We start from the raw sequence: 20,983 nt of genomic DNA, 5'->3' as shown, positions 1-20,983 counted from the left end.
GGCGGGGGCGGGCTAGCCGAGGTAGCTCATGACGTGCTTGATGCGGGTGTACTCCTCCAGCGAGTACATCGAGAGGTCCTTGCCGTAGCCGGAGTGCTTGAAGCCGCCGTGCGGCATCTCGGCCACGATCGGGATGTGCGTGTTGATCCACACGCAGCCGAAGTCCAGCCGCCGCGCCATCCGCATCGCGCGCCCGTGGTCGCGGGTCCAGACGCTGGACGCCAGCCCGTACTGCACCCCGTTCGCCCAGGCCAGCGCCTGGTCCTCGTCGCTGAACCGCTGCACGGTGACCACCGGGCCGAAGATCTCCTCCTGGATCATCCGGTCGTCCTGGCGCAGCCCGGAGGCGACGGTGGGCGCGTAGAAGTAGCCGCGCTCGCCGACCCGGTGACCGCCGGTCTGGACCTGCACGTGGTCCGGCGCGTCATCGAGGAAGCCGGACACGCGCGCGAGCTGGTTCGGGTTGTTCAGCGGGCCGAAGTACGCGTCGGCGACGTCCGGGCCGCCGACGGCGGTGCCCTTGGCCGCCTCGGTGATCGCCGCGACGAAGTCGTCATGCACGCGCGGCCCGGCCAGGACCCTGGTCGCGGCGGTGCAGTCCTGCCCGGCGTTGAAGTACGCGGCCTCCGCGATCCCGGTGGCCGCCCGCTCCACGTCGGCGTCGTCGAACACGATCACCGGGGCCTTGCCGCCCAGCTCCAGGTGCAGCCGCTTGAGGTCGGCGGACGCGGACTGCGCGACCTCGGTGCCGGCGCGCACGCTGCCGGTCACCGAGACCATGGCCGGGATCGGGTGCTCGACCAGCGCGCGGCCGGTGTCGCGGTCGCCGGTGACCACGTTGAACACCCCGGGCGGCAGGAACTCCGAGGCGATCTCGGCCATCAGCAGGGTGCTGGCCGGGGTGGTGTCGGACGGCTTGAGCACGATGGTGTTGCCGGCCGCGATCGCGGGGGAGAACTTCCACGCGGCCATCAGCATCGGATAGTTCCAGGGCGTGACCTGGCCGATCACCCCGATCGGCTCGCGGCGGACCCAGGAGCTGTGGTCGGCCAGGTACTCGGCGCCGGCCCGGCCCTCCAGCACCCGGGCGGCGCCGGCGAAGAACCGCACGCAGTCCAGCAGCTGGCCGATCTCCTCGGTGCGGGTCAGCTCGCGCGGCTTGCCGGTGTTGCGGACCTCGGCGTCCACCAGGTCGTCGGCGCGGGACTCCAGCGCGTCGGCGAACCGGTGCAGGGCCAGCGAGCGCTCGGCCGGCGTGGCGTCGCGCCAGGTCTCGAACGCGGTGGCGGCGACCTTGCAGGCGCTGTCGATGTCTTCGGCCCGAGAGTTCGGCGCCTGCGCGTACGCCTCGCCGGTGGTGGGGTCGACCACGTCCAGCCGCCGCCCGTCCACCGGGGCGACGTACTCGCCGTTGACGAAGTTGGACAGCTGGGCGAGCCCGCCAGTACCAGCCACCGATCTACCTCCCGCGGATCCGGCCGTCGGCCACGACACCGCCCGGGCACGGGTCGTGTCCGTTGTGTGGTGGAGACTGTCGCAGATGGTGAGCCAAGGCACAAGGGATTCCGTCGAATTGAGTGGCTCGTACAACGGAATCCTTTGATTTTTGGGAAGATCTTGGCAGCATGGCTGGAGAACGGGAGGACCGATGAGTGAGGGCACGGACGGTGCCGGCCAGCGCGGCAGGAACCGGCCGACGCTGGACGCGGTGTCCAAGCGGCTGATCGAGGAGCTGCAGAAGGACGGCCGCCGTTCGTACACCATGCTCGCCAAGGACGTCGGGCTGTCCGAGGCGGCGACCAGGCAGCGCGTCCAACGGCTGCTGGACTCCGGGATCATCCAGATCTGCGGCGTCACCGATCCGCTCACCCTCGGGTTCGCCCGGCAGGCCATGATCGGCGTCAAGTGCGAGGGTGACCCGCAGCGGGTCGCGGACACCCTGGCCGGCATGGAGGAGATCGACTACGTCGTGATCACGGCGGGGTCGTTCGACCTCCTGATCGAGGTCGTCTGCGAGGACGACGACCACCTGCTGGACATCCTCAGCCGGGTCCGGGCGCTGGACACGGTGCACAGCACGGAGAGCTTCGTCTATCTCAAGCTGCGCAAGCAGACCTACTCATGGGGAACGCGATGACGGAACCAGGTATCGACCGCCAGCAGCAGGCCGCCAAGGACCACCTGTGGATGCACTTCACCCGCCTGTCCTCGTACGCCGACGCCGAGGTGCCGGTGATCGGCCGCGGTGAGGGTCCGTACGTCTACGACCAGCACGGACGCCAGTACCTGGACGGCCTGTCCGGGCTGTTCGTGACCCAGGTCGGGCACGGCCGCACGCAGATCGCCGAGGCGATGGCCGAGCAGGCCTCCAAGCTGGCCTACTTCCCGCTGTGGACCTACGCGCACCCGGCCGCCATCGAGCTGGCCGAGCGCCTGGCCGCCCTCACCCCCGGTGACCTGAACCGGGTCTTCTTCACCACCGGCGGCAGCGAGGCCGTCGAGTCGGTGTGGAAGCTGGCCCGGCAGTACTTCAAGGTCACCGGCCAGCCCAGCCGCACCAAGGTGATCAGCCGCAACGTGGCCTACCACGGCACCACCATGGGCGCGCTGTCCATCACCGGCGTGGCCGACCTGCGGGTGCCGTTCGAGCCGCTGGTGCCCGGCGCGATCAAGGTGACGAACACGAACTTCTACCGCGCGCCGGAGCACGGCGACGACCTGGAGGCGTTCGGCCGCTGGGCCGCCGACGAGATCGAGCGGGCCATCGAGTACGAGGGCCCCAGCTCGGTGGCCGCCGTCTACCTGGAGCCGGTGCAGAACGCGGGCGGCTGCTTCCCGCCGCCGCCCGGCTACTTCGAGCGGGTCCGCGAGATCTGCGACCGGCACGGCGTGCTGCTGGTCTCCGACGAGGTGATCTGCGCGTTCGGCCGGATCGGCGACTACTTCGGCGCGCAGCGATACTCCTACCGGCCCGACGTGATCACCTTCGCCAAGGGCGTCACGTCCGGCTACGCACCGCTCGGCGGGATGATCGTCAGTGACCGGCTGATGGAGCCGTTCGCCACCGGGGAGACCACGTTCCTGCACGGCATCACGTTCGCTGGCCACCCGGTGTCCACGGCGGCCGCGCTGGCGAACCTGGACATCTTCGAGGCCGAGGACCTGACCGGCCGGGTCAGCAAGTACACCGACGAGTTCCGGGACACCCTGGAGAAGCTGCGCGACCTGCCGATCGTCGGCGACGTCCGGGGCGACGGGTACTTCTTCGGCATCGAGCTGGTCCGCGATGTCGACACCAAGCGCTCGTTCGACGCCGAGGAGGGCGAGCGCCTGCTGCGCGGCTTCGTCTCGCCGGCGCTCCTGGAGTCCGGCCTGATCTGCCGCGCCGACGACCGGGGCGACCCGGTCATCCAGCTCGCCCCGCCGCTGATCTGCGGCCCGGAGCACTTCGACGAGATCGAGCAGAAGCTCCGCGCGGTCCTGACCAAGGCGCTCGACAAGCTCTGAGCGCCGTCCTGGAGCTCGTACCCCCCGCGACCGCCAAAGCCGCTGGTCACCACCCGTGAGTGGTTAGCGTTGCTATGACAACGCTAACCACTCACGGGGTCTGAGCTGGGGATACGGGCGGGTTGGCCTAGTGCGCCGCGTCCTTGGGCGGGTGCCAGAGGGCGTGCCTGATGAGGGCTTGGGCGAGCGCGTCCTGGTTCGGGTAGTGGCGTTCGAACATGTCGGGGGTCTGGCTGGCGCGGCAGCGGGCGCAGCGGGGGCCGGGCGGGGCCAGGACGACGGGCAGTTGCACGACCACCTGGGCGCCGCACAGCGAGCGGACGCCGTCGATGAAGCCGGTGGCCCGCAGCGCGGCGTCGGAGACCGCGTGTTGTTCGCCCTGGGTTGCACACGTGATCCATCTGATCCGGTGGTGCTTGGGCGTGAGCCGTGCCCGGACGCGGGCAGACCAGGCGTGCATGGCGACACTATCGCGGCGGCGGGCCGCCACGAGAAGGGTTGCCCTGTTTCCAAATTTTGGGAAACCCCCGTGACGGGATAATCTTCAGGAAATCCGATCGGGGGTGCGGGTAGGTGGCGGTCGACAGAACCTCGGGCGCGGGGTGGGTTCTCTCGGTTCTGTTTCTGGCGAACCTGTTGAACTTCTACGACCGGGTAATCCCGACGATCGTCATCGAACCCATCCGTGTCGAGTTCGGCCTGAATGACAGTCAGATCGGACTGTTGGTGTCGGCGTTCACGGTCGTGTACGCGCTTGCCGGGCTGCCGCTGGGCTGGGTGGCCGACCGGGTGTCCCGCCGGGCGGTGATGGGCGCCGGGCTGGCGGTGTGGAGCGCGCTCACCGCCCTGACCGGGGGCGTTCAGGGTTTCGGGGCGCTCATGGCGGTGCGGCTGGGCATCGGGGTCGGGGAGGCGAGCTGCGCGCCGGCCGCGCAGTCGGTGATCGCCGACCTCTATCCGGCGAACCGGCGGGCCCGCGCGATGGGATTCTTCATGCTGGGGCTGCCGGTCGGGCTGACCCTGTCCTATTTCACGGTGGGCTGGATCGCCGATGTGTTCGGCAGCTGGCGGGCGCCGTTCTTCGTGGCGGCCGTTCCCGGTGCGGTGCTCGCGGTGTTGATATTCCGAATCACAGAACCGGCGCGCGGCGCGGCCGAGGAGGTGGCGCCGGATCGGGTGACGAAAACCCGTCGCGCCCGAGAGGTCCTGCGGATTCCCACCGTGTGGTGGCTGGTCGTCGGATTGCTCGGCTACCAGTTTGCCGCCTATGTGACGAGCGCCTTCAACGTGCCGCTTTTCCAGCGCTATTTCGGGTTCGGACTGGCGTCGGCGGCGACGGTGAACGGCGTCGTGCTGGGGCTGACCGGGGTGGTCGGGCTGCTGCTCGGCGGGTGGCTCGGCGACCGGGCGGCGCGGCGGGCGATCAGGTACCGGGTGCTGCTCGGCGCGGTGTGCATGGGGGCTTCGGTGCCGCTGACGTTCGTCGCGCTGCGGCTCGGCCCGGGAGCGGCCGGCTGGTACGTGGCGATCTTCTCGGTGGGCTGGATCCTGAGCTTCGTGTTCTACACCTGCGGGTATCCCGCGCTGGCCGACGTCGTCGAGCCTCGGCTGCGGGCGAGGACGGTGGCGATGATGTTCGCGTTGGCCTACCTGCTCGGCGGCGGGTGCGGGCCGATCGCCGTCGGGGCGCTGTCGGACGCGCTGGCCGAGCGGGCCAGGGCCGGGGCCGGCGCCGCGGTGGTGTCGGCGGCGGACCGGGCGGTCGGCCTGCACGACGCGATGATGGTCCTGGTGCCGCTGAGCCTGCTGGTGTCGACGGTCGGGATGCTGCTGGCCACGCGGACGGTCACCCGGGACCGGGCCAGGATGCAGGCGGCCATGGCCGCGGCCGGGTGAATCCGCTGCTCGGTCGCGCTCGCGACGTTCACCGAGAATCCTCTCGCGGTGCACGGTTCGATAAGGTGTCGGACGTGTCGCGGCCAGGGGGGCCATGCGAGTCGGACGGCCAACTTCTTCGCCGGCTCCGTCGCGAAGCGGGCTTCAGCCTTCAGCAACTGGCCACCGTTATGCACTACAGCAAGGGCTATCTGAGCCGGATCGAGAATGACCGGAAAGTCATTTCGGTCAGCCTGGCCAGGGCGTGCGACGCGGCGTTGGGCACGCAGGGCGAGCTGGCCGGGCGGGCGAGCCTGGCGCTGGCCGGCGGCCGGCGGGGTGACGTCCCGGTGGCCCAGCTCCCCTCGGCGCCGGCGCACCTGGTCGGGCGCGACGCCCAGCGCGCCCGGTTGACCGAGCTGCTGGCCGCGCCCGGGCAGCGTTCCGGGGCGGTGCCGGTGGTGTGCGTCGACGGGCCGCCCGGGGTGGGCAAGACCGCGCTGGCCCTGCGGTGCGCGCACGACCTCGCCGGCCGCTACCCGGGCGGGGTCCTGTTCGCCGGCCTGCGCGGATACGCCGCGACCACCGGGCCGGCGGACCCGGCGGAGGTGCTGGACCAGTTCCTGCGCTCGCTGGGCGTCGCGCCGAACAACATCCCGGCCACCGTCGAGGAGCGGGCGGCCATGTTCCGCTCCCTGGTCCACGGCCGGGCGGTGCTGGTCGTGCTGGACAACGCGGCGGACTCGAGGCAGGTGCTCCCGCTGCTGCCGGGCTCGGCCGACTGCGCGGTGCTGGTCACCAGCCGGCGGCGCCTCAAGGGCCTGCTGGTCGCGGCGGCGCCGGCCACCTGCGTGACGCTGCGGCCGCTGCTCCCGGACGACGCCCATGAGCTGCTGCGACGGGTCATCGGCGACGAGCCGGTGCACACCGAGCCGGGGGCCGCGGAGAGCCTGGAGAGCCTCGCGCGCCGGTGCGGGTACCTGCCGCTGGCGCTGTGCATCGCCGCGGTGCGGATCGCCACGAACCCGCACCACACGATCGCCGACCTCGCCTCGGACCTGTCCGGTGAGAACGAGCCGCTGGACGTGCTGAGCGCCGGCGACAGCCTCACCGTGCGCGGCGTGTTCTCCCACTCGTACCTGGCGCTGCGGCCCGAGGTGGCGCGCCAGTTCCGGCTGCTGGGCCTCTACCCCGGGGCGGCGTTCGGCGTCGGGGCCGCGGCGGCGCTGGCCGGGGTCGGGTGGTCCACCGCCCGGCGGCTGCTGGACGGCCTGACCGACGCGCACCTGGTCGAACAGGTCGGCAGGGACCGCTACCAGCTGCACGACCTGCTGCGGGCGTACGCCGCCGAGCAGGCGCGCCTCGGCTCCCCCGAGGAGCGCGCGGCCGCGATCCACCGCCTGGTCGACTGGTACCTGGCGAGCGCCGGCGCGGCGGTGCGGGCGCTGACCCCGCGCCGGCCGCACTGGGACCCGCCGGCGCTGGACCCGGGCGTCGAGCCGGCGCGGTTCGGGCCGGACGAGTACGAGCGCGCGCTGCGCTGGTGCGACCTGGAGCTGCCGGCCATGGTGCCGCTCACCCGGCTGGCGGCCGACCAGGGGCTGCACGCGCGGGCCTGGCAGCTCCCGGTGGTCTGGTTCGACTACTTCCTGCTGCGCCGGCCCTGGGACGAGTGGATCGCGATGCACGAGATCGGCGTCGCGGCGGCCCGGCGGATCGGGGACGACTTCGGCCACGGCTGGGCGCTGACCAACCTGGGCGCGGCCCACTTCCGTCGCGGCGACCTCGACCTCGCCGAGGAGCAGTTCCGTCAGGCCCTGGAGATCTGTCCGGGGCGTACCGGCCGGGGATGGGCCACGGCGGGGCTGGCGTTCACCCTGATCTCCCGGGGCGACTACCGGGGCGCGGTCGGCCACCTGGAGCGCACGATCGGCCTGTTCTACGAGGTCGGCATGGCCTACGGCGTCGCCACCGCGCTGGCGAACCTGGGCGACGCCTACCGCGAGCTGGGCGACCTCGACCAGGCCTGGACGTACGGCAACGAGGCACACCAGCTGTACGCCTCGATCGAGGACCGGCAGGCGCAGGGCTACGCGCTGGTCCGCCTGGCCCGCACCGCCCACCGGCGCGGCGACAACGCCACCGCGCTGCACCTGTGCGAGCGGGCGCTGCTCGCGAACCGCACCGCCGAGGACCGGTGGACCGAGGCGGACGCGCTCGAGCTGCGGGGCGAGATCCTCTACGAGGTCGGCGACGACAGCGCCGGCGAGCGGTCGCTGAACGAAGCGCTGTCGCTGTTCCAGGAGCTGGACGCGCACCGCGCCCCGGCGCCGCGGGCCCGGGCCTGAGGTGGTCACGTCCCCGGCGGGGAGGTCGCCGTCTGGATCGTCTCGATGGCCTCGGCGGCGCGCAGGCACGCCTGTTCGCCGAACCGAGGGCCGATGAGCTGGACCGCGCCCGGCAGGCCGTCGACCACGCCGACCGGGACGGCCACCGAGGGCAGGCCGAGGACGTTGGCGACCAGGGTGGCCCGCAGGTTGGTCACGATCGCGGCGGCCGACGAGACGCCGTCCAGGTCGGCGCCGGCGGCGAACGGGCGGCCGGCGTAGATCGGGGCGAGCACGAGCGGCACCCGGCGCTGGTGCTCCGACCAGGCGCGGGCCAGCCGGTGGCGGGTGGTGAACAGGTCGGCGTACTCGTCCATCGTGACCGGCGGGACCAGCTCGAACATCAGCTCCATGAAGCGGCGGCCGGACGCGGATGCGGTCGGGGAGAGCGACGGCCAGGCGCGGCGGGCGTCGGTGGCCATCAGCGGGCCCCAGGCGGCGGCCGCCTCGTCGATGCCGGGCGGGGCGTCGTCGGTCAGGTCGTAGCCGTGCGCGCGCAGGGCTTCGGCCGCGCGGTCGATCGCGGTGCGCACGGACGGGTCGAGGGTGACGCCGTCCAGCTCGGTGAGCACGTGCACGCGCGGCGGGGCGTCCGGGGCGTGGGAGGCGGGGACGGGGCAGTGCCACGGGTCGCGCGGGTCGTGCTCGGCCATCACGCGCAGCGCGAGACGCAGGTCCTCGACGCGGCGGGCCATCGGGCCCTGCACGTCGATCAGCTGCAGGCCCAGCGGCGTCGCGGTCGGTTCCAGCGAGCGGGCGTGCGGGACGCGGCCGAGGGTGGGCCGCAGCGCCGCCGTGCCCGCGCACTGGGACGGCCAGCGCAGCGAGCCGCCCAGGTCGTTGCCGACGCCGAGCAGGCTCATGCCGGTGGCTAGCGCGACCGCCTCGCCGCCGCTGGAGCCGCCGGGCGTGAGGGCGGGGTCCCAGGGGTTGAGCGTCGGGCCGGCGATGCCGCTGTCGGTGTGCCAGCGCAGCGCGAAGTCGGGCATGTTGGTGCGGGCGATCGGGATGGCGCCGGCGCGGCGGAGGTTGGCCACGGCGGGGGCGTCGGTGTCGGTCAGGGCGCCGGCGAGCGCGGCGACGCCCTGGGTGGTGGCGGTGCCGGCGACGTCGACGTTGTCCTTGACGGTGATGGGGACGCCGTCCAGCGGGCCGCGCGGGGTGCCGGCGGCCAGGCGCTCGTCGGCGCTTGCGGCGTCGCGGAGGGCCTGGTCGGTGAGGACCTGGCGGATGGCGTTCAGCTTCGGGTTGAGCGCCTCGATCCGCTCCAGGTGGGCGGTGACGAGCTCGGTGCTGGTCAGCTCCCGGGCACGCAGGCGGCGGGCGGCCTCGGCGGCTCCTGTCGTGTGGTTTGTGGTCACGGCGGCCATGCTGCGGCGTCCTTGGCCGTTGCACGAGCGGCCGGAACGCCATCATGCGTACAGTTTCGGACATGACTACCGTCGCGGTCGCCGTCACCGAGGGCATTCCGCTGTTCGAGCTGGCGGCGCCGTGCACGATCTTCGGCGCGGACCGGCCGGACGGCGCCGGGTCCTGGTACGAGCTGGTCGTGTGCGCGCCGGCCGGCGTCGGGGTCGGGGTCGGGGGCTGGCTGCGCGCCGAGACGCCGCACGGGCTGGACGAGCTGGCCCGCGCCGACACCGTGATCGTGCCGGCCTGCCACGACGTGGTCGACGACCCGCCGGCCGAGCTGGTCGACGCGGTGCGGACGGCTCATCGGGCCGGCGCGCGGGTGGCGTCCATCTGCACCGGGGCGTTCGTGCTCGCCGCGGCCGGGCTGCTGGACGGCCGGCGCGCCACCACGCACTGGATGCACACCGCGCGGCTGGCCGCCCGCTACCCGGCGGTCGAGGTGGATCCCGGGGTGCTCTACGTCGACGAGGGCGGCGTGCTCACCTCCGCGGGCAAGGCCGCCGGGATCGACCTGTGCCTGCACATGGTCCGCACCGACCACGGCGCCGTCGTGGCGAACGCCGTGGCCCGCCTGCTCGTGGTCGCCCCGCACCGCCCCGGTGGCCAGGCCCAGTTCATCGCCGCCCCCGTCCCGCCGCGCGAGGGCCACCCGCTGGCCGGCGTGCTGGCCTGGGCGCTCGCGCACCTGGACCGCCCGCTCACCGTGGCCGACCTGGCCCGCCGCGCCCACATGAGCCCGCGCAACCTCGGCCGCCAGTTCGCGTCCGCGACCGGCACCTCGCCGCTGCACTGGCTGCACACCCAGCGCATCCACCGCGCCCAGGAGCTCCTGGAGAACACCGACGACCCCGTCGACCTCATCGCCGACCGAGTCGGCCTGGGCACCGCCACCACCCTCCGCCGTCACTTCCACCGCACCCTGGGCGTCCCACCGGACACATACCGGCGCAGTTTCCGCGAGTCGGGGCTCTCAGCACACTGAGTCGCGCGTTCCAGCACATCGGGTCGTGTGCCGAAACGCGCGACTCGGTGTGCCCAGAGCCCCGACTCGCGGGGAGGTTGGGCGGGCCAGCCGCAGCGCGCCGATGGCCATGTAGGTGCCGGTGAGGGCGCCGGCGGCGAGGACGGCGGGGCGCGGGATGTCTCGGCGGCGCAGGTGGGCGAGCGCGGACAGGGTGTCCGAGGTGTCGACGAACAGGCCCAGGCGGTGCCAGCGGGCGCGGTGCGCGGCGGGCTCGGTGAGGTAGCCGAGCCCCAGCGCGATCGCCCGGCCGCCGAAGATGCGGGTCATGTAGGTCAGGTCCGGTTTCGGCGAGATCCGGAACAGGCGGGCGGTGGCGCGAGGGGCGGCCAGGGCGAGCGCACCGAGCACGATCCGGCCGACGGCCATGCCCACCAGCGCCTTGTCGACCGCCGGCCGGTCGGTGTCTGTGATCATGCGTTCGAGCATCGGGCCGGGGGCTGGTGAAGACAATTACCTCGTGGGTAACCGGCCGGCGGCGGTCAGGGCGCCTCGGGCGGCCGCGAGCGCGCTGTTGATCGCAATCTCGCCGCGCATGCCGGGGGCGGCCACCATGTCCCCGGCCAGGAACACGCCGTCGCCCCGCTCGATCTCCGGGCGGTCCTGCCAGGTCTGGCCGGGCAGGTCCAGCGCGCCGGTGCGCCCGCGCGCGGTCGCGGTGCGCCGCCAGGTCACCCGGTCCCGCCAGCCGGGCAGCGCCACGTCGGCGAAACGTTCCAGGCGGCGGTGCGCGTCGGCCGGTGACTCGCCGGCCTTCACCGGCATGTCCAGCTGGAACAGCGACTCGCCGGCCGGGGCGACGGTCGGGTCCTGAGCGGAGTAGGACTCGTGGAACCCGCCCTCGTCCAGGTCGAACACGATGAAGTTGTCCCGGCGGTCGCGGCGCAGGGCAACGTCGAGCATCACGCAGTGCCCGCTCTGCCAGCGCAGCGAGTCGTCGCCGAGCAGCGCCCTGGCCGACGCCAGCTCGGTGGCCACCACCGTCGGGGTGTCCGGGAGCGTGGTCACCCGTGAGCCCGTCTCGATGCGCACGCCCAGGCTTTCGGCGTGCGAGGCCATCCGGTCGATCACCGCCTGCCAGCCGCCGATGACCCAGCGCACCGAGGGCGGCCTGGGCGCGAACACCCGGTGCAGCAGGTTCCACACGAACGCGGCGGACAGCCGGCCGGTGTCCGCGTCGTAGGTGGCCACGCTGATCGCGTTGGCGGCGGCGGTCGCGGCGGCCTCGCCGTAGCGGCGGCCGGCCCAGGTCGCGAAGTCCTGGTCGACCGGGGCGCGACGGCGGCCGTCGAGGAGCATGCGGAGGAACCCGGCGGGGGCGCTTCGGCGGAACACTCCGTCGCGGCGGAAACCGGCGCGGAGCAATGCGCTTGGTCCCGGCCTGCCGAGCTTGCCGGTCAGCCCGCGCTCGGCCAGCCAACCCCAGTGTGGGCCGTCGGCGTAGAACACGTGCGCGCCCTCGTGCGCGACGTAGGGCGCCTCGGTGGCCCGGCCCCGGCCGCCGAGGGTGCGGTGCGCCTCGTGCAGGGTGACGGTGGCGCCGGCCTCGGCGCAGGTGATGGCCGCGGTCAGGCCGGCGATGCCGCCGCCGACGACGGTGACGTGTCCGCTCATGTTCTGTGGACGATGTGGGTCGGTCGAACGTGAGCGCTTGCGGTGTGCGTCACAATCGTGGGCATGCCGCCGAGGATGTCGTGCGCGTTCAACACCTCCCTGGACAGCCACGAGCATGCCGCGGTCGCGGAGCGCCTCGGTTACCACCGTGCCTGGTTCTACGACTCGCCCGCGCTGTACGCCGACGTCTGGGTGCAGCTGTGCCGGGCCGCCGAGCGCACCGAGCGGATCGGGCTCGGGCCTGCCGTCCTGGTGCCCACCCTGCGTCATCCGATGACCAACGCGGCAGCGATTGCCACGCTGGCCGCGATCGCCGGGCCGGAGCGGGTGGCGGTCGCGGTGGGCACCGGGTTCACCGGTCGGCTCACGCTCGGGCAGCGGCCGATCCGGTGGAGCGCGGTTACCGAGTACGTGCGGGTGGTGAAGGCGCTGCTGGATGGCGAGGACGCCGAGTGGGAGGGCGCAACAGTCCGGATGCTGCACCGGGCGGGCTTCGGTCCGGAGCGGCCGCTGCGGGTGCCGTTCCTGTTCGGTGTGCAGGGGCCGAAGGGGGTGGCGGCGGCCAGGGAGCTGGCGGACGGCGTGTTCACGGCGGGGTCGCCGGTGCCCGGGTTCGGGTGGAGCGCGGTGCTCGCCCTGGGCACCGTGCTCGATGACGGCGAGGACCCCGGCTCGGCGCGGGTGCTGGCCGCTGCCGGGCACGCCGCGTGCCTGATGTTGCACGGCGCCGTGGAGCTGGGCCGGGCGGATCTGATGCCCGGCGGGGAGCGGTGGGCGGCCGCGTACGACGATGTGCCGCCCGCCGAGCGGCATCTGGTGCTGCACGACGGCCACATGGCCGAGGTGAGCGAGCGGGACCGGCCGTTCGTCACCGGTGAGGTGCTGGTGCGCGGCGGGTTCGCGCTGGACGGTGCCGGCTGGCGGGAGAAGCTGGCCGGGCTGGCGGCGGCCGGCGCTACGGAGATCGTCTACCAGCCGGCAGGCCCGGACGTGCCCCGTGAGCTGGAGGCGTTCGCCTCGGCGGCGCAGGCCTACAGCAGGCGCAGCTGAGGGTCCCGTGGCTTGCGGCGGGGGGCGGCGTCGCCGATCCGCTCGGACACGGCCGGGGTGAGGGCGGACAGGAACGGCGAGCGCTCGCCGGAGTGGCTCAGGTAGAGGTGCCGCTGCGCCCTGGTCATGCCGACGAACAGCAGCCGGCGTTCCTCGCGGACGTGCTCGTCGTCGGGTTCGGCACGACCCGCGCCAGGCCAGCGCAGCGGCAGCAGCCCGTCCTCGCAGCCGACGACGAACACCACCGGGAACTCCAGCCCCTTCGAGGCGTGCAGGGTCAGCAGCGACACCCGGTCGGCGCGCGGGTCCCAGGTGTCCACCTCGACGCCCAGCGCCAGCTCCGCGCGGAAGCCCGCGAGGTCGTTGCCGTGGCGCACCGCCAGCGGCGTGAGCAGGTCGACGGCGCTGTGCACGATCTCCGGGGTATCGAACCGCTCCAACACGGCCCCCGCGGCCACCCGCAACCGGGCCAGCACCGACGTCGTCTCCGGCGTACCGGCGGGCCGGAAGCCCAGCTCGGTGAGGATCGGTTCCACCCCCGGCCGGTCGGCCAGCCGGTCGTGCGAGCGCCGCTGGAACGGCAGCCCGGCGGTGGTCAGCGCCTCCATCACCGCGCGCGCCTGCCGTCCCGTGCGGTAGAGCACGGCGAAGTCGGAGAAGTCCAGCCCCTGCGTGCCGTCGGAGTCGACCCGCCCGCTGTCCAGCGAGTGGAACGACGCCCCGCCGAGCAGCCGCTCGATGGTGCGCGCCACGAACGACGCCTCGGCCTGCTCGTCCGCCGCGGTGTGCACCCCGACCAGCGCGTCCCCGAGCCCGGTCCCGACCGGGCGCAGCTCGCGGTCCGGCACCAGCGTGCCTGGCGCGACCACCCGCAGCGCGCCGGTCAGGATCGGGGCGTTGCACCGGTAGTTGCGGGTCAGCGAGACGGTCCGGGCGGCCGGGAAGTCCTGTCGGAAGCGTAGGAAGAAGCCCACGTCCGCGCCCCGGAACCGGTAGATGGCCTGGTCGGGGTCGCCGATCGCGGTGAGGTTCCCGTCCGCCGGGGCGAGCCGGCGCAGCAGCCGGTACTGCCACTCGTCGACGTCCTGGTACTCGTCCACCGAGATCCAGCGGTACCGGTTCCGGTACGCCTCGGTCAGCTCCGGGTCGGACTCCAGCAGCGTCACCGGCAGCCGCACCAGGTCGTCGAAGTCGACCAGGTCGCGCCCGCGCAGCTCCTTGCGGTAGCGCTCGGCCAGCTCGGGCTCGCGCGCCGGGTCGTCCAGCAGGCGGCGCGCCTCCGCCTCGGTGCCCGCCACCTCCGTCGCGATGGCCAGCTGCTGGGCGCGGTCGGCGATGCCGAAGTGCGCGCCCAGGCCGGCGCGGTCGTGCTGTTCGCGCAGGATGCGAACGCCCAGGGCGTGGAAGGTGGCGATGGTGAGGGCGGGGGCGTGCTCGGGTGCGAGCGCGGCCAGGCGCTCGGACAGCTCGTCCGCGGCGCGGCGGGTGAAGGTGATCGCCAGGCACTGTTCGGGCGGCACGCCGTGCGCGGTGAGCAGGTGCGCGATCCTGTGGGTGAGCGTGCGGGTCTTGCCGGTGCCGGGTCCGGCGATGATCAGTAGCGGGCCGTCGGCCAGCTCGGCCGCCGCCCGCTGGTCGGGGTCGAGCCCGCCGAGCAGCGAGCCGTCGTCGGCGGTGTGGCCGCGCGTTTCCCCGGGCGGATCGGTGTCGGCGGGCTCGATGTCGGGCGCGGGGGTGGCGCGGCGTCGGGGTGTGCGCGCGGTGGCGGGCGGGGTGGGCGCGAGGTCGTCGAACAGGGCGGGGGCGGTGACCGTGCGCAGCCGCGTCAGCTCGCCGGGTTCGAACAGCCTGATCACGCCGTACTCGCCGTCGTAGCCGGCCTCGCGGATGACCTGGCCGCCGCGCAGCCGGGTCAGCGCCTCGGCCAGCAGCGTGGAGTGCTTTCCGACGTCGTCGACCGGGACGTCCTGCAGGATGGACAGCTCAGGGCCGAGCGCGGCGGTCAGCTTGTCGATCTCGGTCAGCACCTTCTTGCTCTTCGGGCCGGTGCCGAGGATCTCGCTCATGATCTCCGGGAGCTGGACGAGGCAGCGGAAGCCGGCGGCCCCCTCCGGCTTCTCCGGCGACGCGCGGTCGGCCAGCTCCTCGACCCGGTTCAGCACGCCGACGGTCAGCGGCTTGCCGCATTCCGGGCAGCGGCCGCCGTGCTCGCGGGTCTCGTGCGGGTCGAACCGCACGCCGCACTTGCGGTGCCCGTCGACGTGGTACTTGCCCTCCTCCGGGAAGAACTCGATCGACCCCTGGTGCCCGTGCCCGGTCTCCAGGGCGCGGCGGACCGCGTAGTAGTCCAGGTCGGTGTCGAACACGGTGGCCTCGCGGCCGAGCATCGGCGGGGAGTGCGCGTCGGAGTTGCTCACCAGCCGGTAGCGGTCCAGCGCGCTGATCTTCCAGTTCATCTCCGGGTCGCTGGACAGGCCGGTCTCCAGCGCGAAGATGTGCCCGGCCAGGTCGGCGTAGCAGTCGTCGATCGCGTCGAAGCCGGACTTCGAGCCCAGCACCGCGAACCACGGCGTCCAGACGTGCGCCGGCACCAGGTACGAGCCGGCGCCGGATTCCAGGGTGATCTCCAGCAGGTCGCGCGAGTCCAGCCCGAGGATCGGCCGCCCGTCCGAGCCCAGGTTCCCGATCCGCCCCAGCCGGCGGTTGAACTCCGCGGCAGCGTCGAAGTCCGGCATGTAGATGAGGTGGTGCACCTTGCGGGTGCGGTCGGCGCGCTTGTAGATCGTGGAGATCTCCACCGAGAGCATGAACCTGACCTCGGCGGCGGCCACGCTGGGCGGCAGCGTCCGGCTGATGTCCGCGTCCAGGTCGCCGCGCAGCCGGAACAGCCCCTCCTCGGCCGGCACCAGGCACTCCCGCAGGTGCTCGTACCAGGCCGGATGGGTGAAGTCACCGGTGCCGACGAGGGTGACGCCCTTGCGCCGCGCCCACCACGTCAGGTGCTCGAGATCGCAGTCCTTGCTGCAGGCCCTGGAGTACTTGGAGTGGATGTGCAGATCGGCATGGAAACGCACGGCGGGATCATGTCACGCGTCCCGCCCACGCCTCGGTCGGGGGTGAGTTCGCCCGGTGAATTGTCGCCCAGATTCGCCGCTATTGAGTGTCAGAATCGTTCGGAATAGCTTCCTGGATCGGTGAAGTACAGCGTGTGCTCGCGGTTTCACTCAATGTGGTTGATACCGCCGTTGAGGGCTGGTTCATCGGCGATGAGCCCGCCTAGTGTCGTGTAAACGAGGTTCCTTGCCCGGATTCGGTGATCCAGGTGGATGCACCGCAAGGCGGAGGAGTCCCCGATACCGGGGTTGTATCGGGGGCGACGACAACGCGGCGGGGCGCCGCCTGGGCGCCGAAGGCGGGTAAGACGACCTCGTTTACACGGCACTAGCTTCGGTTCGTGCCCATCGAATTCTGTCGCGCGGACGTGACCCGCGCATTACGTGGAATGTGAACGGGAACTAGGGAAAGCGATTGATGCGGGCATTCATCCTGCCGGAGTTCCAGCTGGCCCACCCGGCCCGGCGCAACCCGCACCTGGAGCGGGCACGGGCGCACGGCGCGGCCTGGGCGAGGCGGATGGGCATGCTGGACGCGGCCGTCTGGGACGACGAGGCCCTGGAACGGATGGACTTCGCGCTGCTGGGCGCGCACGCCCACCCGGACTGTGACGGGCCGACGCTGGAGCTGGTCACGGAGTGGTACCTCTGGGCGTTCTTCGTCGACGACCACGTTGCCGCGCACTTCACGCGCCCGCGCGACCCGGCCGGCGCACGCGACGTCCTGGACCGGCTCGACACGTTCCTGACCGGCGACTCCCCGGAGCCCGGCAACCCGGCGGAGGCGGGGCTCGCGGACCTCTGGGAGCGCACGGCTTCGCTGGGGACGGCGGGCTGGCGGCGGTTCACGAAGGCGACGCGGAACCTGATCGTCGAGGCGCGGTGGAAGCTGGCCAACATCGACGTGGAGCGGATCCCCAACCCGGTCGAGTACGCGCAGGTGCGCGGGCGGTTCGGGGTCGGGCGATGGGCGGCGGCGCTGGTCGAACTGGTCGAACTGGCGGCCGGCGTCGAGGTGCCCGACGAGCTGGCCGGGTCCGAGCCGATGCGTTCACTGGTGCGTGCCTTCGCCGACGCCGCGCAACTGCGCAACGACCTGTTCTCCTACCAGCGCGAGGTGTGGGAGGAGGGGGAGAACGCCAACGCGGTACGGGTCTTCGAGAGGTTCTTCGACTGCTCGACACAGCGGGCGGCGGAGCTGGTCAACGGCCTGCTCACGGCGCGGATGGCCCGGTTCGAGGAGGCCGCGCTGGCCGGGCCGCCGGCCGGCTGCGTGAACGCGCTGCGGGACTGGCAGGCCGGCTGGCACGAGTGGCACGCCCGGTCCAGCCGCTACATGAACGACGGCTACCGCGTCGGCGAGCCCCGGCGCGACCGGCTCGGCGGACCGACCGGGCCGGGCACCCCGGGGCTGCGGTTGACGCCGCTGCCAGGGACACAACGGCCCTCCCGGGGGTACCCGCGGATCCCGTTCCAGCCGGTCGGCCCGCTGCCGCTGCCGAAGCTGCACATGCCCTACCCGTTCCGCACCGGCCGGCACCTGGACGCCACCCGCCGCCACACCGTCGACTGGGCACGGCGGATGGGCATGTTCGACGCCGTACCCGGGTGCCCGGGCGGTGGGCTGTGGGACGAGCGGCGCTTCCTCGGCCTGGACGTCGCGCACCACGCCGCGATGATCCACGCCGACGCGGACGCCGAGCGGCTCGCGCTGCACGCGGACTGGCTGGCCTGGGGCGCCTACGCCGACGACTACCTGCCGGCGGCGTTCGGGGCGTCCGGCGACCTGGCCGGCGCCGGGGCCTGCCACGAACGGCTGGCGGCGTTCCTGCCGCTGGACGGCGAGCGCGCGCCGGAGCCGGCGAACCCGCTGGAGCGCGGGCTGGCCGACCTGTGGCGCCGAACGCCGGGGGACACCGCGCTGCGGGACGCCGTGCTGGAGATGACCGCGAGCTGGGTCTGGGAGCTGGACAACCAGGAACGCAACCGGATCCCGGATCCGCTGGACTACGTCGAGACGCGCCGCCGCACGTCAGGGGCGGAGCTGGCGATGCTCCTGGCCGGGATCCCCGGCGACCTCCCGCCGGAGCTGCGCGACACCCGGGTGGTGCGCGAGCTGCGGACCGCCGCCCAGGACTACGCGTGCTTCACCAACGACCTGTTCTCGTACCAGAAGGAGGTCGAGCTGGAGGGCGACGTGCACAACCTCGTCCTGGTGCTGGAGAACTTCCTCGAGGTCGACAGGTGGACCGCCCGCGACCTGACCTCGGACCTGATGACGGCCAGGGTCGGGCAGTTCGAGCACCTGGCCGGCCACGAGCTGCCCGCGCTAGCCGCCCAACTGAACCTTGGGCCGCCGGCACGGGCGGCGCTCGACCGGCACGTCCAGTGGCTGCGCGACTGGATGGCCGGGACGCTCGAATGGCACCGCCACTGCGAGCGCTACAGCGAGCACGAGCTGCGCCGGCGGGTGACCCGGTCGACGGGCGGCTGGCTCCCGGAGCTGTCCGAACCGCCCGAGCCGCCCGGGCCGGTGCGGGACGGCCTCAACCTGCGCGCCTGACGCCCACGATGGCCAGGAACGCGACCAGCCCGGCCAGTGCGACCGCCGCGAGCGTGACCACCCCGGCGCGGAAGCCGGCCAGCCCGCCGCCGGCCAGCGTCCAGCACAGCGCGGCCACCGAGGAGCCCATGGTCATCGCCACCGAGCGTGACGTCATGCTCGCGCCGCCCGCCGAACCGGCCATGCCGGCCGGGGCGGCGGCCAGCGTGGCGGTGTTGATCGGCGTGTTGAACAGCCCGGCGCCCACCCCGAGCAGCGCCATCCGCCACGCCACGTCCACCAGCCCGTCGCCGGCGCCCACCGTCAGCATGGTCAGCATCGCGACCACGATCAGCACCGACCCCGCGACGATCACCGGCCGGGTGCCGCGCCGGTCGGCGAGCAGCCCGGCCAGCGGCGAGACCGGCGCGATGGCCCCGATGTAGAACAGCAGCGCCACGCCGGTCGCCTGGGGGCCGCCGCGCAGCACGTCCGCGACCAGGTACGGCACCAGGAAGAAGATCAGCCCGGCGGACATGCTCATCGCGAACAACGCCACCAGGTTCCCGCCGAACGCGCGAGCCCGGATCAGCGTGACCATAGGCCGCGCGCTGTCCAGACGCCCCCACCACGCGGCCAGCACCAGCGCCGCGACCATCAGCGCACCGCCGATCGCGGGCCGCCCGGCCAGGTTGTCGAACGCGAGGAGCACGCCGGTCACCGCGCCGCCGAGCAACAGCGCCTCGCCCAGCAGCGACCGGTCCGGGGCGGGCAGGCCGGTGCCGCCGCCGCTGACCGTCCGTACCCCCATCCACACCACGGCGGCCAGCAGCGGCAGCTTGATCAGGAACACCGCGCGCCAGCCGAACGCGTCGGCCACCACACCACCGAGCGGGGCGCCTGCCACGCCGCCCAGGGTCATGATCGTGATGATGGCGCCGATCGCGCTGCCCCGCCGCTCCGGCCGGACCGCGCTGGTGATCAGCGGCATGTACACCGCGACCACCAGCCCGCCCGCGACGCCCTGCACCACCCGGGCGGCCAGCAGCAGCCAGAACGTGGGCGCGATCGCGGACAGCACGCTGGCCGCCCCGACCCCGATCATGGACAGCAACAGCGCGGCGCGCACGCTGGCCCGGTCCGCCCAGCGGCCGGCCGGGATAGCGATCGCCGCCATCGGCAGCGAGTACGCCAGCAGCACCCAGGCGGCGGCCGCCGGGCTCACGCCCAGGTCGGCGGCGATGCTGGGCAGGGTGACCGCCGACATGGTCAGCTCGGCGGTGACCACCAGCATCGCCAGCCCGAGCGCGACCACCGGCGCCCAGCGGGTCCGGGTCGGCTCGTCACCGCTGCCGTGCGCCGGCGCGGGCTCGGGCTCGGGAACGGACAGGGGTCTGGCCGGGCACTTCGGCGCGTGGTCGCTCACGAAGGCGACGCTAAATCCTCAACTATTGTAGAGGTCAAGGGGTGCGGACGAGCCTCGGCGATGAGCTGGTACGAGCGTCGGCGGTCGGAGTGGTCGTGGACCCGGGTGGTGAGCATGAGCTCGTCGACGCCGGTGTCCTCGGCCAGCGCGCGCAGCCGGTCGCGGACCGTGTCGGGCGAGCCGACGAGGACGGTTGCGAACTGTGCGTCGATCGCGGCGCGTTCCTGGTCGGTGTACGGGTAGGCGGCGGCCTGCTCCGGCGGTGGCAGCAGGATGGACCTCCCGCTCCGGCGGGCCAGGAACTTGAGCTTGCTCGGGCCGGCCAGCCATTCGGCGTGCTCCTCGGTGTCCGCCGCGATCACCGAGACGCTGAGCAGCGCCGTCGGTTCGCACGCGACCCGGGACGGCCGGAACGTCTCGCGGTAGGACCGCAGCGCGGCGGCCGTGGCGTCCGGGTTGAGGTGGTGGGCGAACGCGTACGGCAGGCCGAGCGGGCCGGCCAGCCGCGCGCTGGCCTCGGACGAGCCGAGCAGCCAGACCGGTGGGGCGTTGCCTTCGGCGGGTATCGCGCGGCTCGTGTGCTGTGTGAAGTGGCCGAGCAGCTCGTCGAGCCGTTCCGGGAAGCTCGCCGAGGCCGGCTCGCTCCGGCCGCGCACCAGGTCGGCGGTCTGCGCGCGGCCGCCGATCGACCGGCCGATGCCGAGATCGATCCGGCCGGGGTGGAGGGCCTCCAGGGTGCCGAACTGCTCGGCGACCACGATCGGCGTGTGGTTGCGCAACAGCACGCCGCCGGCGCCCACCCGGATCCGCGAGGTGGCCGCCGCGAGCCGGCCGACCAGCACGGCGGGCGCCGCGCTCGCCACGCCGGGCATGCCGTGGTGCTCCGCCACCCAGTACCGGTGGTAGCCCAGCCGCTCGGCCCAGCGCGCAAGGTCGACGCTGTTGCCCAGCGCCTCGCGCGCCGTGGAGCCGCTCACGATCGGCGAGGTGTCCAGCACCGACAACCGCACGGCGCCCACGCTACGACAGCGCGGG

At 73.2% G+C, this 20,983-nt stretch carries 15 protein-coding genes; 7 read left to right on the top strand and 8 right to left on the bottom strand.

The genetic code is table 11. The features are described 5' to 3' along the window. Positions 1–12: 12 nt before the first annotated feature. A complete protein-coding gene (locus N912_RS0138365) occupies positions 13–1,455 on the bottom strand; it encodes a gamma-aminobutyraldehyde dehydrogenase (RefSeq protein WP_028926588.1) in 1,443 nt (480 codons plus the stop codon). Between the two features lie 193 nt (positions 1,456–1,648). Here N912_RS0138365 and N912_RS0138360 point away from each other — a divergent pair, with 193 nt between their 5' ends. Then, positions 1,649–2,137, top strand: a complete 489-nt coding sequence (locus N912_RS0138360) for an AsnC family transcriptional regulator (protein WP_028926587.1) — start codon at positions 1,649–1,651, stop codon at positions 2,135–2,137. Then, complete coding sequence (locus N912_RS0138355; RefSeq protein ID WP_028926586.1) at positions 2,134–3,507, top strand: aspartate aminotransferase family protein; 1,374 nt, start codon at positions 2,134–2,136, stop codon at positions 3,505–3,507. Before N912_RS0138360 ends, N912_RS0138355 begins: the two co-directional genes overlap by 4 nt. Positions 3,508–3,634: 127 nt before the next feature. Here the strand turns inward: N912_RS0138355 and N912_RS0138350 are convergent, their stop codons facing one another. Beyond that, positions 3,635–3,967 (bottom strand): hypothetical protein, encoded by a 333-nt coding sequence (locus tag N912_RS0138350; RefSeq protein ID WP_028926585.1) that lies wholly within the window; start codon positions 3,965–3,967, stop codon positions 3,635–3,637. Between the two features lie 113 nt (positions 3,968–4,080). Between N912_RS0138350 and N912_RS0138345 the strand changes: the two genes are divergently transcribed. After that, positions 4,081–5,403: a spinster family MFS transporter gene (locus tag N912_RS0138345; RefSeq protein ID WP_028926584.1), complete on the top strand. Its 1,323-nt coding sequence runs from the start codon at positions 4,081–4,083 to the stop codon at positions 5,401–5,403. Beyond that, positions 5,400–7,730, top strand: a complete 2,331-nt coding sequence (locus tag N912_RS57325) for a tetratricopeptide repeat protein (RefSeq protein ID WP_084211579.1) — start codon at positions 5,400–5,402, stop codon at positions 7,728–7,730. Before N912_RS0138345 ends, N912_RS57325 begins: the two co-directional genes overlap by 4 nt. Positions 7,731–7,735: 5 nt before the next feature. On the opposite strand, the gene N912_RS57320 is transcribed toward N912_RS57325, so the two are convergent. After that, positions 7,736–9,130: an amidase gene (locus tag N912_RS57320; RefSeq protein WP_169748035.1), complete on the bottom strand. Its 1,395-nt coding sequence runs from the start codon at positions 9,128–9,130 to the stop codon at positions 7,736–7,738. Between the two features lie 71 nt (positions 9,131–9,201). Here N912_RS57320 and N912_RS0138330 point away from each other — a divergent pair, with 71 nt between their 5' ends. Next, the gene (locus N912_RS0138330) at positions 9,202–10,164 is read left to right on the top strand and encodes a GlxA family transcriptional regulator (protein WP_028926583.1); all 963 of its coding nucleotides are present in this window, start codon (positions 9,202–9,204) and stop codon (positions 10,162–10,164) included. On the opposite strand, the gene N912_RS57315 is transcribed toward N912_RS0138330, so the two are convergent. Together N912_RS57315 and N912_RS0138320 are read right to left on the bottom strand one after the other, a co-directional pair. Next, positions 10,153–10,620 (bottom strand): hypothetical protein, encoded by a 468-nt coding sequence (locus N912_RS57315; protein WP_211261550.1) that lies wholly within the window; start codon positions 10,618–10,620, stop codon positions 10,153–10,155. The two genes, N912_RS0138330 and N912_RS57315, sit on opposite strands and share 12 nt — an antisense overlap. 36 nt (positions 10,621–10,656) lie before the next feature. After that, positions 10,657–11,817, bottom strand: coding sequence for an FAD-dependent oxidoreductase (locus N912_RS0138320; RefSeq protein WP_028926582.1), 1,161 nt, complete (start codon positions 11,815–11,817; stop codon positions 10,657–10,659). A gap of 63 nt (positions 11,818–11,880) precedes the next feature. Between N912_RS0138320 and N912_RS0138315 the strand changes: the two genes are divergently transcribed. Beyond that, positions 11,881–12,867 carry an LLM class flavin-dependent oxidoreductase gene (locus tag N912_RS0138315; RefSeq protein ID WP_028926581.1) on the top strand — a complete coding sequence of 329 codons (987 nt, stop codon included), beginning with the start codon at positions 11,881–11,883 and terminating at the stop codon, positions 12,865–12,867. On the opposite strand, the gene N912_RS0138310 is transcribed toward N912_RS0138315, so the two are convergent. After that, positions 12,849–15,941: a UvrD-helicase domain-containing protein gene (locus tag N912_RS0138310; protein WP_028926580.1), complete on the bottom strand. Its 3,093-nt coding sequence runs from the start codon at positions 15,939–15,941 to the stop codon at positions 12,849–12,851. The two genes, N912_RS0138315 and N912_RS0138310, sit on opposite strands and share 19 nt — an antisense overlap. Positions 15,942–16,398: 457 nt before the next feature. Here N912_RS0138310 and N912_RS57310 point away from each other — a divergent pair, with 457 nt between their 5' ends. Further along, entirely contained in the window at positions 16,399–18,543 is a 2,145-nt protein-coding gene (locus tag N912_RS57310) for a terpene synthase family protein (RefSeq protein WP_064745512.1), read from the top strand. Here the strand turns inward: N912_RS57310 and N912_RS0138300 are convergent. Beyond that, positions 18,527–19,948 carry an MFS transporter gene (locus N912_RS0138300; RefSeq protein WP_245645726.1) on the bottom strand — a complete coding sequence of 474 codons (1,422 nt, stop codon included), beginning with the start codon at positions 19,946–19,948 and terminating at the stop codon, positions 18,527–18,529. The two genes, N912_RS57310 and N912_RS0138300, sit on opposite strands and share 17 nt — an antisense overlap. After that, the gene (locus N912_RS57305; protein WP_051581418.1) at positions 19,945–20,958 is read right to left on the bottom strand and encodes an LLM class flavin-dependent oxidoreductase; all 1,014 of its coding nucleotides are present in this window, start codon (positions 20,956–20,958) and stop codon (positions 19,945–19,947) included. Before N912_RS57305 ends, N912_RS0138300 begins: the two co-directional genes overlap by 4 nt. Positions 20,959–20,983 lie beyond the last annotated feature (25 nt).

It is taken from the genome of Actinospineispora acaciae DSM 45401, from assembly GCF_000620785.1.
GTDB classification, from domain to species: domain Bacteria; phylum Actinomycetota; class Actinomycetes; order Mycobacteriales; family Pseudonocardiaceae; genus Pseudonocardia; species Pseudonocardia acaciae.
The sequence above is the reverse complement of the archived record's forward strand: the minus strand, read 5'-3'. Positions and strand labels throughout refer to the sequence as shown.

What these genes read in the sequence shown, in the direction of transcription:
- N912_RS0138320 (WP_028926582.1), bottom strand. Translation starts at nt 11,817, where the DNA reads ATGAGCGGACACGTCACCGTCGTCGGCGGCGGCATCGCCGGCCTGACC.
- N912_RS0138315 (WP_028926581.1), top strand. Translation starts at nt 11,881, where the DNA reads ATGCCGCCGAGGATGTCGTGCGCGTTCAACACCTCCCTGGACAGCCAC.
- N912_RS0138330 (WP_028926583.1), top strand. Translation starts at nt 9,202, where the DNA reads ATGACTACCGTCGCGGTCGCCGTCACCGAGGGCATTCCGCTGTTCGAG.
- N912_RS57315 (WP_211261550.1), bottom strand. Translation starts at nt 10,620, where the DNA reads ATGATCACAGACACCGACCGGCCGGCGGTCGACAAGGCGCTGGTGGGC.
- N912_RS0138360 (WP_028926587.1), top strand. Translation starts at nt 1,649, where the DNA reads ATGAGTGAGGGCACGGACGGTGCCGGCCAGCGCGGCAGGAACCGGCCG.
- N912_RS0138350 (WP_028926585.1), bottom strand. Translation starts at nt 3,967, where the DNA reads ATGCACGCCTGGTCTGCCCGCGTCCGGGCACGGCTCACGCCCAAGCAC.
- N912_RS57310 (WP_064745512.1), top strand. Translation starts at nt 16,399, where the DNA reads ATGCGGGCATTCATCCTGCCGGAGTTCCAGCTGGCCCACCCGGCCCGG.
- N912_RS0138355 (WP_028926586.1), top strand. Translation starts at nt 2,134, where the DNA reads ATGACGGAACCAGGTATCGACCGCCAGCAGCAGGCCGCCAAGGACCAC.